The sequence below is a fragment of the Nocardia sp. GCM10030253 genome (assembly GCF_042675075.1).
Lineage (GTDB): Bacteria > Actinomycetota > Actinomycetes > Mycobacteriales > Mycobacteriaceae > Nocardia.
Genome location: NZ_JBHTDL010000005.1, coordinates 647,136 through 662,657 on the forward strand (window position 1 = coordinate 647,136; position 15,522 = coordinate 662,657).

Sequence of the window (15,522 nt, forward strand, 5' to 3'; positions counted from 1 at the left end):
TCGCGGATAGCAAACACCAGCAGCAAGGTCATGCTGCGATGTGCGTCCGCGGCAAATTGGTAGCCCGCTTCGCTCGTTCCGTCGACCACCACGCGCAACCGACGGCCACCGCAACCGACGAGCTATCTCGCGGTCCGCCCGACTCGATCAGTGCCCACTGCGCCACGTGCGCGAATTCTCTGCTCGAACGATGTCTGTCTGTTTGGCCGCAGTTCCTGATGCCCGACCGGAGAAAACCGTGAACCAAGTGCGACCCGTAGCGTCGCTCGAAAATCCGCTCCAAACCGCCTCTGACACACAGTCTTTCAGCCAGGAGCTGCGGCGCCGCATGCATGAGTGCGACGAATTCTACCGACAGCCCGAATTGGCCCATCTGTCGACGCACCGCCGCCGTAGCGCACTGGAGCAGCTCGAGCAGACCGGTGGCTACATGCAGACGGCCGAGGAAATCCTGATCGGGGCAAAGCTCGCGTGGCGCAACCACGCTCGCTGTGTCGGTCGAAAACACTGGCGGTCGCTGAAGCTGCTCGATGCGCGGCGCGTGCGCTCGGCCCGGGATCTCGCCGAGGTCTGCTGGCAGCATTTGCAGATGGCCACCAATGGCGGTGCGATCCAGTCGATGATCACCGTCGGCCCGCCACGCCAAGCCGACGGACGCGAATTCCGTATCGTCAGTCCACAATTGATCCGCTACGCGGGTTATCGCAATGGCGACGGCTCCGTCACCGGCGATGCGGCGAATATCGCGATCACCGAGTTCGCGACGAAGCTCGGCTGGCGCGGCGAGGGTACGCCGTTCGACATTCTGCCGGTGCTCATCAGCACCCCGGACGAGCCGATCCGCTGGTTCGACGTTCCGCCCGAGCTGACACGGGAGGTCGAACTCGAGCACCCCGACTTCGACTGGTTCACCGGACTCGGCCTGAAATGGCATGCGGTACCGGCGGTTTCGAACATGAACCTGGAGATCGGCGGCATCACCTACCCGTTCGCCCCGTTCAACGGCTGGTACATGGGCGCGGAAATCGGCGCGCGCAACCTCAGCGATACCAACCGCTACAACATGCTCCCGCTGATCGGCGAGATGATGGGTCTCGACACCCGCCACGAACGCACCCTCTGGCGCGACCAAGCCCTGGTCGAACTGAACCGCGCGGTCCTCCACAGCTATCGCAAGTCCGGCGTCTATATCGTCGACCACCACACCGTGGCCAAACAATTCTGCGACCACGTCAAACGCGAAGAGGCCGCAGGCCGCCCCTGCCCCACCGACTGGACGTGGGTGAACCCCCCGATCTCGGCCGGCCTGACCCCGACCTTCCACCGCTACTACGACCCGCCCGACCTGGACATCCGCCCCAACTTCGTGCGCCGGTCGTAATCCGAAGGCCCGTAACGCGCCTCCCGGGCACCCACCATGTCAGCTGAGTACCCGGGAGGCGGATGAGCGGAGACGGAGGGATTTGAACCCCCGGTCGCTCTCGCGACGCTCGCTTTCAAGGCGAGTGCATTCGGCCGCTCTGCCACATCTCCAGGGTCACGATCGTAGCGGACCGATCAGCCGGCACGCTCGTCGATCACGTGGTCGATCCGCGCGAAGACCTCACCGATCACCTCGAGTTGGGCCGGTGTCAGCAGGTCGATGAAGTCGCGACGGACGGCGTCGACGTGGCCGGGGGCCGCCGCCTCCAGCCTGCGCAGGCCCTCGTCGGTGAGTTCGGCGAGCACGCCGCGGCCGTCCTCGAGGCAGGTGTTGCGGCGCACCATGTGCTGGGCTTCCATGCGCCGGATCTGGTGGGTCAGCCTGCTTCGGGAGGACAGCACGCCATCGGCCAGCTCGCTCATGCGCAGTGATCGATCGGGTGCCTCGGAGAGCAGGACCAGGATCCGGTATTCGGCGACGCTGAGGTCGCTATCGCGCTGGAGCTGACGGTTCAGTGCTGTCATCAGCCGCTGGTGGCCGTCCATGTAGGCCCGCCACGCGCGCGCCTGCACCGGGTCGAGCCACTTTGGCTCAGCGGGAACGCGACCGCTCGGTTCGGGAAACACGTTCTCCATTCTAGGCGCGTCTGAACTGGGGAAATCCCAGGCGGCACCCAGCTCAGCGTGCGGTCGCGACGAGTGATCTGTCCAACTCGGCCGGACTCGCGCACCCGGAAAGGCCGAGCGCGGAGTCGAAATCGGCCAACAGCAGCCGCAGCGCGTGGCGCACCCCGGCCCGGCCCGCGATGCCGAGACCGTAGGCCCACGGCCTGCCGTACAGCACGGCCTTCGCGCCGAGCGCCAGCGCGATCAGCATGTCCGAGCCGGTGCGCACACCGGAATCGAACAGCACGTCGGCGCGGTCGCCGATGGTGGCGACCACCGCGGGCAGGGCGTCGAGCGCGGCGATCGCGCCGTCCACCTGACGGCCGCCGTGATTGCTCACCACTACCGCGTCCGCGCCCGCGTCGACCACCTGACGGGCGTCATCGGGGTGCAGGATGCCCTTTACCGCGATCGGCAGATCTGTCCATTCGCGCAGCCTGCCGAGGTCGGCCGGACGCAGGGTGTGGTTGCCGAACAAGCCGACCCAGGTGAGGATCGCCACCCGCATCGCGTCCTCACCGTCTTCGGGCGGCATCGGCAGTTTCGCGCGGAAGACCGGGTCGGACAGGTAGTTGGCGATGCCCTTGCCATGCAGGAACGGCAGATGCGCCAGTGCCAGATCGCGCGGCCGCCAGCCGAGACTCGGCGTATCGACGGTGACGACGATCGCCTTGGCTCCGGCCCGCTCCGCGCGCGCGACGAACGAACGAGCCAGCTCGTCATCGCTCGGCCAATACAGCTGATACCACCAGTCGCCCGCCGCCGCGCCGACTTCCTCGATAGTCGAGGACGCCGCCGTCGACAGCACCGTGCCGACACCGAGTTCCTTGGTGACGTCGCCGACGATCACCTCGCCGTCCTCGTGCAGCAATTCGAGCACCCCCACCGGCGCCGTGAGCACCGGCGCGGCCAATCGGGTCCCGAGCACCTCGACCGACAGATCCCGCGCCCCTGGCCCGGAAGTACCGCGCAGCATCCGCGGCACGATCCGATGCCGATCGAAGGCGCTGCGGTTGGCCGCGGCGGTCCGTTCGGACGACGCGCTGCCCGCCACGTACGCGAAGGCGGCCGGGTCGAGCATCTGCTGTGCGCGCTGCTCCAATCCGGCCGCCGTCATGGGCAATTCGGGCACCGAACCACCGAGTCCACCCAGGTAGATCTCGTTCTGGAAGTCGACGAAGCCGGTCACGGGTGGGACGGTAGTCCGTTCGGTCCGTTCGCGCAGGTTGCTCGGCGGATTGGTCCGCGGGCGAGTCGAATACGCCGTCCCACGTACGGTCCGGCAGCACACCCGGCAGTATGGGTCGGGTGCGTGCAATCAACCTGAATGGTTTCGGCGGCCCCGAGGTCATGGAGTGGACCGAGGCGCCTGATCCGGCGCCCGGACATGGTGAGGTGCTGATCGAGGTTGCCGCGGCCGGTGTCAATCGCGCGGATCTGTTGCAGCGGCAGGGTTTCTACCCGCCGCCGGCCGGCGCGAGCGAGATCCTCGGCCTGGAAGTCGCCGGTGTGATCGGCGAGCTCGGCGACGGAGTGCACGGCTGGCAGGTGGGCGATCGCGTCTGCGCGCTGCTGTCCGGCGGCGGGTACGCCGAGCGGGTCGTGGTGCCCGCGACGCAGGTACTTGCGGTGCCCGGCGGGCTGGATCTCGGTGCGGCGGCCGGATTGCCGGAGGTGGCCGCCACGGTGTGGTCGAACCTCGTCACGACGGCGGGCTTGCACGCGGGCCAGCTGGTGCTGATCCACGGCGGAGGTAGTGGAATCGGCACCCACGCCATCCAGTTGGCGGTGACCCGTGGTGCGCGGGTCGCGGTGACCGCGGGGTCGCGGCAGAAGCTGGACCGGTGTAAGGAGCTCGGCGCGAGCGTGCTGATCAACTACCGCGAGGACGACTTCGTCGCGGCGATCCGGGCCGAGGAGTCCGGTGCGGGTGGCCCCGGCGCCGACATCATTCTCGATAACATGGGCGCCGCCTACCTCCCGCGCAATGTGGAGGCACTCGCCCGACACGGCCATCTGGTCGTGATCGGCATGCAGGGCGGCGTCGCCGGTGAGCTGAATCTGGCCACGCTGCTGAGCAAATGGGGCAACATCCACGCGAACAACGTGCGCAACCGGCCTGCCACCGGAAACCAGAGCAAGGCCGCCATCATCGCCGACCTGAACCGCCACGTCTGGCCACTGATCGCCGATGGCACCATCGTCCCGGTCATCCACGCGGAACTCGCGATCGAGGACGCCCCCGAAGCCCACCGCCTGCTCGATTCCTCCGAGACCTTCGGCAAGGTGATCCTGCGCGTCCGCGACTTCTGACAAACCGCGACTTCTGACAACTACGCCGGGGGTCGCTCCGGCCGAGCGCTGAATGCACTGCGCCGCCGCCCGACGGGGCGAACCACACGGATTGCGGTGCCGCACAGTTCCGATCAGCCGAGTGCCGATTACTCCAAGGCGGCGAGGGCGCGGCCGAGCTGATCGATCTCGAATTTGGTGGTGTAGGGGGCGAGGCCGACGGTTACCGCGCCGCCTTCGTCGTTGACACCGAGCGCGTCGAGCAGGCGGCTGCCGCCGTGGACGCCACTGAGGGTGCCGATGCGATTGTCGGCGAGCTTGGCGGCGACCTTTTCGGCCTGCATGCCGCCGAGAGTGAAGCTGACGGTCGGGATGCGGGTGGACGCGCGGCCGATGACGGTCAGGTTGGGGATCTTGTCCAGGGTGTCCATCAGGTGCTCGAAAAGCTGATCGTGATAGTCCTGCAGTGAGGTGATGGACATTTCCAAGCGCTCGCGGCGGGTGCCGGTGGCCCGTTCGTCCAGCCCGGCGAGGAAATCTATCGAGGTGGTCAGCCCTGCGAGCAGGGCGTATTGGTGGCCACCCACCTCGAGCCGCTCGGCGCCCTTCGCATACGGATTCAACGACATCGACGGAATCCGGTCCAGGAACGCGGGATCACGGAACACCAGCGCGCCGATCTGCGGGCCACCCCATGCGGGGGCGCTGAGCGCGACCACGTCGGCATTGAGTTCGTCGATATCGATGAGCGCGTACGGCGACGCACCGAAAGCGTCGGCAACGAGTAGACCGCCGACCTCGTGCACCCGGTCCGCGGCGACCCGCACCGCGGGCGCGGAGCCGACGATCGGCGACGCGGCGGTCAGCGCGACCAGCCGGGCGGTCGGGCCGATCAATTCCTCGAACTGCCAGGAGGGCATCTCGCAGGTCTCGATCTCCACCTCGGCCCAGCGCACATGCGCGCCGTAGCGGTTCGCGATCCGCAACCACGGCGCGACATTGGCCTCGTCGTCCAAGCGCGACAGCACAATCCCGGTTCCGAGGCCGAGGCGCGAACTCAGCGACTCGGCCAGCCAGGCCAACAAGACCGCCCGGTCCGGTCCGAGCACCACACCGGCGGGGTCACCGCCGACCAGATCCGCGACGGCCTCGCGGGCGGCGTCCAGGATCGCGGCGCTGCGCACCGCGGCGCCATTCCGTCCGATATGGGAAAACGACGACGTGCGGAAACCCGTTGAGACGGCACGAGATACCGAATCCGGGACCAGCATCCCCGCTTGCGGGTCGAGATGGATCCAGCCGTCGCCCAGGGACGGTATCAGGCCCCGAACCCTCGCGACGTCGTAAGTCATGTTGGCCACTCTAAGGGCAGCGGGCAAGGCTGTGTAACCGCGTTCCCTCTCGAGGGGAAGGACATCAGCAGGCACGAGCGCGACGACCTGGGACTCAGCATGGCAACCGACTTTCAGCAAATCCGAACCACACGACCCGAACAGAATAGAACGCCGGCCCACCGCGGCGGCACGGACTCCGGCGACCTCGACCGCCCGCCTTAGCGTGTTCACAGCCGACGCGACATGATAGGGATCATGACGCAATCGGATGAGGCACCGGAATCCATCGTCGTGATCGGACCCGACGGCCGACCGCTGGCTATCCCCGCGGAGGCCGGATCGGACGCGCCCTTCACCGCGCAGGTTGTCACCGACAGCGACCAGAAATCCGACGGTTCGGACGACAACGATGATTCCGGCGAATCGCTCGCCGACATGGTCGAGCAGCCCGCGAAGGTCATGCGTATCGGCACCATGATCAAGCAGCTGCTGGAAGAGGTGCGTGCCGCACCGCTCGACGATGCCAGCCGCACCCGGCTGCGCGAGATCCACAAGTCCTCGGTCCGCGAGCTGGAACAGGGCCTCGCCCCCGAACTGCGCGACGAGCTCGAGCGGCTCACGCTGCCGTTCACCGACGACGCCATCCCCACCGATGCCGAACTGCGCATCGCCCAGGCACAGCTGGTCGGCTGGCTGGAAGGGCTGTTCCACGGAATCCAGACCGCGCTGTTCGCGCAGCAGATGGCGGCGCGTGCCCAGCTGGAGCAGATGCGTCAGGGTGCGCTGCCGCCCGGAATCCATGCGGTCGACCCACGCACCGGTCAACCGGGCCAGGCCACCGGCGGCACCGGACAGTATCTCTGAGCTGACCCTTTCGAGCGACCTGCAAGCAGTCGCTAACGGCCCCTTCCGAGCGACCTGCAAGCAGTCGCTAACGGCCCCTTCCGAGCGACCTGCAAGCAGTCGCTAGCGGCCCCTTCCGAGCGACCTGCAAGCAGTCGCTAGCGGTCCGAGCGACCTGCAAGCAGTCGCCAATGGCAGGCCCGCGTGTGCCACGCGGGCCGGTCGGAATTCGCGAGGGTAGTGTCGAACATCGTGCCCGCCGCTGCCGCTCGCCCCGACTCGGTTTCCGATGTGAGTCCGGGGCGTCCTGAAAAGAGCCAAGTGCGTTCAGATACCAGCCAAGCGCGTTCCGACGAGAGTTCCGAAGAGACCGTGCGTCCTGAAGAGAACACCGACCCGGTGACCACCGACCAGCAGCCGAGCGCGTCGGCAGACGACGCTCCCGCAGGTGAGTCCGTCGCGGTCGAGACACCGATCGTGTCGGATTCTCAGACCTTCCAGCGCGCGTTCCAGGACTTCCGCAGCGGCTTTTCCCAGCGCGAACTCTGGCTATCGCTCGGCTGGCAGGACATCAAACAGCGGTACCGGCGCTCGGTGCTCGGGCCGTTCTGGATCACTATCGCGACCGGCGTGCAGGCCGCCGCGATCGGACTGCTGTACGCGGCGCTGCTCGACCAGCCGATCAAGGAATACCTGCCCTACGTGGCCGTCGGCATCATCGTCTGGAATGTGATCAATGCGAGCATCCTCGAGGGCTCCGATGTGTTCATCGCCAACGAGGGGCTGATCAAACAGCTGCCCTCGGCGCTGAGTGTGCATGTCTATCGCCTGGTGTGGCGGCAGTTGCTGTTCTTCGCGCACAACATGCTGATCTATCTGGTGGTGCTCGTCGCATTCGGTGTCTGGGAGAAACTGCACTGGACCGCGATATTTGCCATCCCCGCGCTCGGACTGCTGTTCCTCAATGCGATGTGGGTGTCGATCGTGTTCGGCATCTTCAGCACTCGCTACCGCGATATCGCACCGATCCTCAGCAGTCTCACGCTGATGCTGTTCGTGCTGACCCCGGTCATGTGGAATACGAAAAGCCTGGAGGCGCAGGGCGGCGAGGTCAGTGAACGCGCGAAACTGGCCGAAATCGTCCCCACGTTCCACTACCTGGAGATCATCCGGGCTCCGCTGCTCGGCGACGATCAGCATCTGTATCACTGGGTGATCGTCGGCACTATCACCGTGATCGGTTGGATCGTGGCGATCTTCGCAATGAAGCAGTACCGTTCGCGCGTGCCGTACTGGGTATAGGAGACGGGCCTCGATGACCGACCATGTGAGTATCGAAACCCGCCAGGCGTGGGTCGAGTTCCCCATTTTCGACGCCAAATCGCGGTCGTTGAAGAAGGCATTCCTCGGCAAGGCGGGCGGCGCGATCGGGCGCAACCAGTCCGATGTCGTGGTCGTCGAGGCGTTGCGCGACATCACGCTTTCGCTGAAAGAAGGCGACAGGGTCGGCCTGGTCGGGCACAACGGCGCGGGCAAATCGACGCTGCTGCGGCTGCTTTCGGGAATCTACGAACCCTCGCGCGGCAGTGCGCGAATCCGTGGTCGAGTGGCGCCGGTGTTCGATCTCGGTGTCGGCATGGACCCGGAGATTTCCGGCTACGAGAACATCATCATCCGTGGCCTTTTTCTCGGACAGACGCGCAAGCAGATGCTGTCCAAGATCGATGAGATCGCCGAATTCACCGAACTCGGTGAATACCTGTCCATGCCGCTGCGCACCTATTCCACGGGTATGCGGGTTCGTCTGGCCATGGGTGTTGTCACCTCGATCGACCCCGAGATCCTGCTGCTGGACGAGGGCATCGGCGCGGTGGACGCCGAATTCATGAAGAAAGCCCGGATCCGGTTGCAGTCATTGGTGGCCAGGTCCGGCATCCTGGTGTTCGCCAGCCATTCCAATGAATTCCTCGCGCAACTCTGCGATACGGCCATGTGGATCGACCACGGGCAGATCCGATTGCGCGGCGGTATCGAAGAAGTTGTGCGCGCTTACGAAGGACCGGACGCGGGAAACCACGTCGCCACCGTGCTGCGCGAAATGGAAGCCGAGCGGACAATGGGAACCGAGCGAGAACTGGAGCGGAACCAGGCATGACGGAGTCGACCGGGCAAGAACCCCCGATCGTCGCAGGGGGTCAGTCCCCGGTCGATACGCCGCAGGACCCCGCCGAGACGGCAGCGCAGGCTGCGGCGGCAGACGTCCCCACCGGCACAGTGACCGACGGCCCCGGCGACACGAAAGCGGGTGCTTCGGCGACGTCCGCGGCGGACCTCACCCCGACCGGGACCGGACCGGATGCCAGGATCATCGCGGTCGTGGTGACACACAAGCGGCGTGAGCTACTTGCGGAATCGCTGAAAGTCGTTACCTCCCAGTCGCGACCGGTGGATCACCTGATCGTGATCGACAACGGCAACGAACCCGAGGTCGCCGACCTGGTCCGGGAGCAGCCGATCGAATCGACCTACCTGGGTTCGGCGCACAACCTCGGTGGCGCGGGCGGTTTCGCGCTCGGCATGCTGCATGCGCTCACCCAGGGCGCGGACTGGGTGTGGCTCGCCGACGACGACGGCAGGCCAGAGGGCCCCGAGGTGCTTTCCATCCTGCTGGATTGTGCTGCCAAGCACGGCCTTTCGGAAGTCTCGCCGGTGGTCTGCGATATCGACGAACCGGATCGGCTCGCGTTCCCGCTGCGCCGCGGCGTGGTGTGGCGGCGCCTGCGCTCCGAACTCGGCGACGAGGACTTCCTGCCCGGCATCGCCTCCCTGTTCAACGGCGCGCTGATCTCCGCGAAAGCGGTCGACGTGATCGGCGTGCCGGACCTGCGCCTATTCGTCCGCGGCGACGAGGTCGAGGTACACCGCCGCCTGGTCCGCTCCGGCCTACCCTTCGGCACCTGCCTACAGACGGCCTACCTGCACCCCAACGGCGCCGCCGAATTCAAGCCGATCCTCGGCGGTCGCATGCACACCCAGTACCCCGATGACCCGGTGAAGCGCTACTTCACCTACCGCAACCGCGGCTACCTGATGGCCCAGCCCGGCATGCGAAAGCTCCTCCCCCAGGAATGGATCCGCTTCTCCTGGTTCTTCCTCGTCACCCGCCGCGACCCCGCCGGCCTGCGCGAATGGTTCCACCTCCGCAGCCTCGGCCGCAACGAACAATTCGGCAAGCCGGACAAAGGCTGACGACGTAGTATCCGACCGGCGATCTCCGCACCTCCGACCACACGCACGCCCGCGATTCGGCGCGGGAAAATAGGTTGCGCGGAGCCGGGGCGGGATGCCATGGTGTTGAGGACTTCGACGAGATAGGTGAGGAGGTGGCCGCATGACTACCAAGATTCGGATTGTCATGCCCAGGCGAGCTGCGCTGCTGTGCGCCGCCGGACGGACCTCCACCTCTCTCTCACTTCGCTGAGCCCTCGTCGGGCTCAGTGCTCGACGAAGGATTCCTTCCATCATGGTCGACTACGACCTGCTTGTCCCTTACGGCTGGACTGAAGCCGTTGCCAATGAATATGCGGCGCTCATCGCGGATAGGTGCCTACCAGCGCGGGTGATTCGGATGGATCGCAGCGAGTGCGATGTCGCGACGCCGTCGGGGCCTGCCCGGGCTCGGTGTCCGCGGGCGGATTCCGAGATCAGCGGGCTGTGTACCGGTGACTGGGTGAGTATCGACGCCGAATCGAACGTGCGGCAACTGTTGCCGCGACGGTCGGCGATCATGCGCTCCGCGGTGTCGGGACGGTCGCAGGGGCAGGTGCTCGCCGCGAATGTCGACACTGTACTGATTTGCTCCGCCGCCGACGGGGATGTCGATCTCGGGCGAATCGAGCGGATGCTCGCGCTGGCCTGGGAGAGTAATGCGCAGCCGATTGTGCTTCTTACCAAAGTGGATGCGGCGCTCGATATCCCGCTCGACGAGGTGCGGGCAGTCGCGCCGGGCGCGGCAGTGCTTGCGGTCAGCGCGAGCAGCGGGGTCGGGCTCGATGTGCTCACCGCGATGCTCGACGGAACCGTCGCGTTGCTCGGCCCTTCCGGCGCGGGCAAATCGACGCTGGCCAATGCTCTGCTCGGTCGAGAAGTGTTCGCCACCAACGCTGTTCGAACTGCCGACAAGAAGGGCAGGCACACAACGGTGCACCGGGAGCTGCAGCCGCTGCCCGGCGGCGGCACGCTGATCGATACGCCCGGACTGCGCGGCATCGGATTGTGGAACGCGGCAGAAGGCATCGAGAAAACTTTCAGTGATGTCGAATCCATTGCCGAACACTGCCGATTCAGCGATTGCGCGCACAATGGCGAGCCGGGCTGCGCGGTCCAGGAAGCCATCGATAACGGCGAACTGACGCAGCGCCGGTTCGACAGCTATCGCAAGCTGGCCCGCGAGAATGCCTGGATGGCCGCGCGCACCGACAAACGCCTGCAAGCCGAACGCGAGCGGGCCTGGCGCGAAATCACCAAGCAGCACAGGAGGACTTACCAGGAGAGGAACTCTCAGCGGCGCTGAACTGGCCGAATCACGGTAGGGTCGGCTCGCATTGATCGCTAATCGGGAGGGTTGAATGAGTTACCCCGGCGGGTATCCGCCTCAGGGCCAGCAGCCCGGGCAATGGCCTGGGCAGCCCGCACCGCAGTACGGTGCGCCGCAGCCATACGGTGCGCCGCAGTATGCACCGGATCAGCAGGCCGGCCAGCCGCAGCCTGCGTACGGCCAGCCTCCTGTCAGCCAGCCGCAGATTCCGCAGCCTGCGTATGGCCAACCGGTCAGCCAGCCGCACATCCCGCAGCCCGCCTATGCCCAACCGGCATACGGCCAGCCGCAGGCTCCACAGTTCGGGCAACAGCCTGCGTATGGCCAGCCGTACGGGCAGCCCGCACCGCAGTTCGCTCAGCAGGCGCCCTATGGCGCGCCGCCCGCGCCGCCCGGCATCACTGTCGATGCCTCGTATTCGGTATGGACATTCCTGCTCGCGCTGACCAAGCCGAAAATCCTGGTCAACGGTCAGCGCGTGCCCAACACGCGCTGGGGACAGAATCACATCCCGGTCGGACCCGGCCAATACCACGTCAAAGTCACCACACCGTGGCTGTTCGATATGGGCCCGGCCACGGTGACGGCACCGATCGCCGAGGGGCAGGGCACGCGGTTCTATTACCGTGCGCCCGTGGTGATCTTCCTCAACGGCGCTATCGGCCAGGTGCCGCAGAAGACACCGGGCATGGTGTTCCTCTACATCACCTGGGCACTGACCGCGCTGATCATCCTGCTCAACATCGTCACGATCGCGAGCATGTAGCGGTCCACCGTTGTGGAGGGGCATCGGAACCCGACGGTTCCGATGCCCCTTTCTTCGACCCCCCTATGCAACTGGTTGCATAGGGGCAGGGTTTACCCTTAACGTGCAAGCGCGGAAGGCCGCGGGCGCCACCTGCGGCACATACGACAGGAGCAGGTCATGACGGAATCGGGATCGAAGCCACTCGCGGGCAAGACGATGATCATGTCGGGCGGCAGCCGCGGCATCGGTCTGGAGATTGCCAGGCGGGCCGCGGCGGACGGCGCGAACATCACCCTCATCGCCAAGACCGACCAACCGCATCCCAAGCTTCCCGGCACCATCCATACCGCCGCGGCCGAGTTGGAGGCCGCGGGCGGCCAGGTGCTGCCCTTCGTCGGCGACGTACGCATCGACGAGTCGGTGGCCGAGGCCGTGCGCCAGACGGTGGAGCGCTTCGGCGGCATCGATCTAGTGGTCAACAACGCCTCGGCGATCGACCTGTCTCCCACCGACGCCATCTCGATGAAGAAGTACGACCTCATGCAGGACATCAACTGCCGCGGCAGCTTCCTGCTCTCCAAGCTGAGCATTCCGGCGCTGCGCGAGTCGGCGGCGGCGGGCCGCAACCCGCACATCCTCACCCTCTCGCCGCCGCTGAACCTCGATCCGAAGTGGGCGGGCATGGCGCTCGGGTACACCATCGCCAAGTACGGAATGTCGCTGACCACACTGGGATTGGCCGAGGAACTCAAGGGCGACGGCATCGGCGTCAACTCCCTGTGGCCGCGCACCACCATCGCCACCGCCGCCGTGAAGAACCTGCTCGGCGGCGAGGAAATGATCGCCACCTCCCGCACCCCCGACATCTATGCCGACGCCGCCTACCTGGTGCTCACCTCGCCCGCGAAGGAGACCACCGGCAACTTCTTCCTCGACGACGAAGTCCTCGCCACCCACGGCATCACCGACCTCGACAAGTACCGCGTGGTCCCCGGCGACGGCGAACTGACCACCGACCTGTTCCTGTAGGTCGCCCTGCCCGAGCGTCGCGCCGGAGCAGCGAAAGTTGCCCGCGTGGCGCTCGGTGCCAGTAGCCCGCGGACCACGTTCCAGGATTGCCACTACGGTCGATACCGTGACAGGAATCGTCATTACCTTGGTCCGGGGCGACATCACCGAGCAATCGGTCGACGCGATCGTCAACGCGGCCAACTCCTCGCTACTCGGCGGCGGTGGGGTCGACGGCGCCATCCATCGCGCTGGCGGCCCCGCGATCCTCGACGCCTGCCGCGCTCTGCGCGCTTCCCACTACGGCAAGGGTTTGCCCACCGGCAAGGCCGTCGCCACCACCGGCGGTGAGCTGTCCGCCCGCTGGGTTATCCACACCGTCGGTCCGGTGTGGTCGGCTACCGAGGACCGCACCGAGTTGCTGGCCTCGTGCTACCGCGAATCACTCCGGGTAGCAGACGAATTGGGTGTCGGCAGCGTGGCGTTTCCGGCGATCTCGACCGGTATCTACCGCTGGCCGATCGACGACGGCGCCCGGATCGCCGTCGAGACGGTGCGCAATGCGAAGACAGCCGTGGCGGAGGTGCGGTTCGTCCTTTTCGACGAGCGCGCGTACACAGCGTTCGCCAACGCTCTGTAAACCCGACGAGCCGCACCCGAGGTGGCGGATACGGCTCGTCGGGCGTTGTGCGGCAAGCTAGTTCGGCTTGATGCCGTAGAGGCGTTCCCAGTTCGCGCGGCTGGTGAGTTCCGGTACGGCGGCGCGGTACTGCTCCTGCAGGGCAGGCAGTTCGCGACGGAGGCGGCGCAGGACGCGGAGGGTACGCAGGAGCAGGGCGCGGGCCCTCGCCTTGTCGCGCCTGCGGATTCGGACGCCGGACTGAGAGGCGTCGGTGACCACGACATGGTCGAACAGTGCGACGTGCCACCAGTGCGCATCCTCGCGGGTGATGCCGATCAGGCCGTGCTGGGTGCGGCCGGTCCACTGGCCGATGGCGCGCTTGATCAGCACGGCTGTCGCGCGGCTCGGTTCACCGCCCGCCCGGCGCAGCTGGATATCGCCAGAGCGCACCGGCGGCGTCGCGGCCGCATGCTTGGCCGTCTCCGGGTAGTCGCCGCGGCTGGTGCGGGCGGCGGACAGCGCCGTGATGCCGCCGTCGCGCAATACCTTCGGGCCCTCCAGGAAGTCCTCGATGCCCTGCAAGGTGGTGTGCACCAGGCCGTATTGCATCGCGACCAGGTGTTCGGCCAGGCTGCGGAACAGCTGACGGGTGATGGCCTTCGCATCGAGATCGGTGTGCAGCGACCCGACGATGAGCGAGTTGCGCGTGCTGAAATAGCGCGCCCAGTCGTCGTAGTCCTTCCAGTAGAAGTCGGCGTGCCAGACCGCGGCGTTCGGCAGGGTGACCGTGACGAACCCGTTCTCGCGAGCCCGGACGCCGTATTCGACATCGTCCCACTGGAAGAAGATCGGGATGGGCAAACCGATTTTGGCGACGACTTCCGCCGGGATCAGGCAGGTCCACCAGGCGTTGTAGCCCGCGTCGACGCGCCGCTCCTGGTTGCGCTTGAGCATGCTGGTGTTACGCAGCGCCTTCGGCACCTTCTGGCCGTGCTTGAGCTCGTGCAGGTGCACCTCTTCGGCGCCGACGTTGAGGTAGTCGGGGTTCAGCAGGAACAGCATCTGCGCGCCGACCAACGTCGGCTCTACCGTCATGTTGGCGAACGCGTTGAGCCGCAACACGGTTTCCGGCTCGCACAGGATGTCGTCGTCCATCAGGATCACATCGGCGTGCTCGTTCACCGCGGACACCTCATAGAGGCCGCGGGTGAAGCCGCCCGCGCCACCGAGATTCGGCTGCCGGATGTAGCGCAGCTTGTCACCGAAGACCGGCAGGGTGTCCTGGAACCGCGGACGGTTCTCCACCAGATCGGTGCCCTGGTCGACCACGTACACCGCGTCGATCGCGGCGAGCACTGTCGCGTCGGAGGCCAGCGCGGCCACCGTGTTCGCGCAGTCCTCGGCCCGGTTGAAGGTGCAGATCGCGATCGCCACCGGCCGCACATGGTCAGGTGCCACCGAGGTCCAGGTGAGTTCGGTGATCCCGAGGTCGCCGCCCGCGGCGTCGAGCTCGAGCCACAGCGCGCCACCGTCGACGTATTGGTCCAACGGCGCCGTCAGCGTCAACGGGCCGCTCGCGGTGATCTCGGCGGTCTCGATGATGCGGCGATGCCCGGCGATATCGGAGGCGACCACCCGGACCCTGGCCTTCTCGACCACGTCGAGCACCATCGTCGCCCGCACCTCGGTGACGGTGGTCCAGCGCTGCCAGTAGCTGGCGGAGAACCGGCCGAAGTAGGTGTTGGTGTGCGCGGTCGCGCCCTTCTCCAGCCGGAGCGCCAGCCGCTCCCGATGCGCGCGGCCCTTGACGACGGCATACAGCTCATCGCTCACCTTCGCCGACGGTCCGGTGAAGATGCCGCGCTGCAGCAGCAGCCGATCGGGCGCCCGATGGTCGGTGCGCAGCGAGGCCGGCGCGGCAGCGGCCGAAGGGCGATCGTTCGTTTCGGTAACGGCTTGGGTAGCCGACTGATCCATGAAGTCCTCGAAA

At 66.5% G+C, this 15,522-nt stretch carries 14 protein-coding genes and 1 tRNA gene; 10 read left to right on the forward strand and 5 right to left on the reverse strand.

Going from position 1 to position 15,522, the window contains the following annotated elements; all coding sequences use genetic code 11:
* Nucleotides 1-328: 328 nt before the first annotated feature.
* Nucleotides 329-1,381 carry a nitric oxide synthase oxygenase gene (locus ACFQZZ_RS11390; protein ID WP_378677836.1) on the forward strand — a complete coding sequence of 351 codons (1,053 nt, stop codon included), beginning with the start codon at nt 329-331 and terminating at the stop codon, nt 1,379-1,381.
* 67 nt (nt 1,382-1,448) lie between these two features.
* Here the strand turns inward: ACFQZZ_RS11390 and ACFQZZ_RS11395 are convergent.
* From ACFQZZ_RS11395 to ACFQZZ_RS11405, 3 genes are all read right to left on the reverse strand, one after another.
* A tRNA-Ser gene (locus ACFQZZ_RS11395) sits at nt 1,449-1,533 on the reverse strand.
* 24 nt (nt 1,534-1,557) lie between these two features.
* Nucleotides 1,558-2,058 carry a MarR family winged helix-turn-helix transcriptional regulator gene (locus ACFQZZ_RS11400; protein ID WP_378677839.1) on the reverse strand — a complete coding sequence of 167 codons (501 nt, stop codon included), beginning with the start codon at nt 2,056-2,058 and terminating at the stop codon, nt 1,558-1,560.
* Between the two features lie 43 nt (nt 2,059-2,101).
* A complete protein-coding gene (locus ACFQZZ_RS11405; RefSeq protein WP_378677842.1) occupies nt 2,102-3,277 on the reverse strand; it encodes a lactate 2-monooxygenase in 1,176 nt (391 codons plus the stop codon).
* A gap of 119 nt (nt 3,278-3,396) precedes the next feature.
* Between ACFQZZ_RS11405 and ACFQZZ_RS11410 the strand changes: the two genes are divergently transcribed.
* Nucleotides 3,397-4,401 carry an NAD(P)H-quinone oxidoreductase gene (locus tag ACFQZZ_RS11410; protein WP_378677845.1) on the forward strand — a complete coding sequence of 335 codons (1,005 nt, stop codon included), beginning with the start codon at nt 3,397-3,399 and terminating at the stop codon, nt 4,399-4,401.
* A gap of 128 nt (nt 4,402-4,529) precedes the next feature.
* Here ACFQZZ_RS11410 and ACFQZZ_RS11415 read toward each other — a convergent pair whose 3' ends face one another.
* Nucleotides 4,530-5,732, reverse strand: a complete 1,203-nt coding sequence (locus tag ACFQZZ_RS11415) for a cysteine desulfurase-like protein (protein WP_378677848.1) — start codon at nt 5,730-5,732, stop codon at nt 4,530-4,532.
* A gap of 237 nt (nt 5,733-5,969) precedes the next feature.
* Between ACFQZZ_RS11415 and ACFQZZ_RS11420 the strand changes: the two genes are divergently transcribed.
* The 8 genes from ACFQZZ_RS11420 (at nt 5,970) to ACFQZZ_RS11455 (ending at nt 13,550) form a co-directional block, all read left to right on the forward strand.
* On the forward strand, nt 5,970-6,578 hold the full coding sequence (locus ACFQZZ_RS11420) for a bacterial proteasome activator family protein (RefSeq protein ID WP_378677851.1): 609 nt from the start codon (nt 5,970-5,972) through the stop codon (nt 6,576-6,578).
* 453 nt (nt 6,579-7,031) lie between these two features.
* On the forward strand, nt 7,032-7,859 hold the full coding sequence (locus tag ACFQZZ_RS11425) for an ABC transporter permease (RefSeq protein WP_378678418.1): 828 nt from the start codon (nt 7,032-7,034) through the stop codon (nt 7,857-7,859).
* A gap of 13 nt (nt 7,860-7,872) precedes the next feature.
* Entirely contained in the window at nt 7,873-8,712 is an 840-nt protein-coding gene (locus tag ACFQZZ_RS11430) for an ABC transporter ATP-binding protein (protein WP_378677854.1), read from the forward strand.
* Nucleotides 8,709-9,806, forward strand: a complete 1,098-nt coding sequence (locus ACFQZZ_RS11435) for a glycosyltransferase (RefSeq protein ID WP_378677856.1) — start codon at nt 8,709-8,711, stop codon at nt 9,804-9,806. The genes ACFQZZ_RS11430 and ACFQZZ_RS11435 overlap by 4 nt, the downstream gene beginning before the upstream one ends.
* 274 nt (nt 9,807-10,080) lie before the next feature.
* Complete coding sequence (gene rsgA / locus ACFQZZ_RS11440; RefSeq protein WP_378677857.1) at nt 10,081-11,130, forward strand: ribosome small subunit-dependent GTPase A; 1,050 nt, start codon at nt 10,081-10,083, stop codon at nt 11,128-11,130.
* A gap of 55 nt (nt 11,131-11,185) precedes the next feature.
* On the forward strand, nt 11,186-11,920 hold the full coding sequence (locus tag ACFQZZ_RS11445; protein ID WP_378677859.1) for a hypothetical protein: 735 nt from the start codon (nt 11,186-11,188) through the stop codon (nt 11,918-11,920).
* Nucleotides 11,921-12,079: 159 nt separating this feature from the next.
* Nucleotides 12,080-12,931, forward strand: a complete 852-nt coding sequence (locus tag ACFQZZ_RS11450; RefSeq protein WP_378677862.1) for an SDR family oxidoreductase — start codon at nt 12,080-12,082, stop codon at nt 12,929-12,931.
* Between the two features lie 106 nt (nt 12,932-13,037).
* A complete protein-coding gene (locus ACFQZZ_RS11455) occupies nt 13,038-13,550 on the forward strand; it encodes an O-acetyl-ADP-ribose deacetylase (protein WP_378677865.1) in 513 nt (170 codons plus the stop codon).
* A 57-nt stretch (nt 13,551-13,607) separates the two neighbouring features.
* On the opposite strand, the gene ACFQZZ_RS11460 is transcribed toward ACFQZZ_RS11455, so the two are convergent.
* Nucleotides 13,608-15,509 carry a glycosyltransferase gene (locus ACFQZZ_RS11460; protein ID WP_378677867.1) on the reverse strand — a complete coding sequence of 634 codons (1,902 nt, stop codon included), beginning with the start codon at nt 15,507-15,509 and terminating at the stop codon, nt 13,608-13,610.
* Nucleotides 15,510-15,522: the final 13 nt, after the last annotated feature.

What these genes read in the sequence shown, in the direction of transcription:
- ACFQZZ_RS11400 (WP_378677839.1), bottom strand. Translation starts at nt 2,058, where the DNA reads ATGGAGAACGTGTTTCCCGAACCGAGCGGTCGCGTTCCCGCTGAGCCA.
- ACFQZZ_RS11460 (WP_378677867.1), bottom strand. Translation starts at nt 15,509, where the DNA reads ATGGATCAGTCGGCTACCCAAGCCGTTACCGAAACGAACGATCGCCCT.
- ACFQZZ_RS11445 (WP_378677859.1), top strand. Translation starts at nt 11,186, where the DNA reads ATGAGTTACCCCGGCGGGTATCCGCCTCAGGGCCAGCAGCCCGGGCAA.
- ACFQZZ_RS11415 (WP_378677848.1), bottom strand. Translation starts at nt 5,732, where the DNA reads ATGACTTACGACGTCGCGAGGGTTCGGGGCCTGATACCGTCCCTGGGC.
- ACFQZZ_RS11420 (WP_378677851.1), top strand. Translation starts at nt 5,970, where the DNA reads ATGACGCAATCGGATGAGGCACCGGAATCCATCGTCGTGATCGGACCC.
- rsgA (WP_378677857.1), top strand. Translation starts at nt 10,081, where the DNA reads ATGGTCGACTACGACCTGCTTGTCCCTTACGGCTGGACTGAAGCCGTT.
- ACFQZZ_RS11390 (WP_378677836.1), top strand. Translation starts at nt 329, where the DNA reads ATGCATGAGTGCGACGAATTCTACCGACAGCCCGAATTGGCCCATCTG.
- ACFQZZ_RS11430 (WP_378677854.1), top strand. Translation starts at nt 7,873, where the DNA reads ATGACCGACCATGTGAGTATCGAAACCCGCCAGGCGTGGGTCGAGTTC.
- ACFQZZ_RS11435 (WP_378677856.1), top strand. Translation starts at nt 8,709, where the DNA reads ATGACGGAGTCGACCGGGCAAGAACCCCCGATCGTCGCAGGGGGTCAG.
- ACFQZZ_RS11450 (WP_378677862.1), top strand. Translation starts at nt 12,080, where the DNA reads ATGACGGAATCGGGATCGAAGCCACTCGCGGGCAAGACGATGATCATG.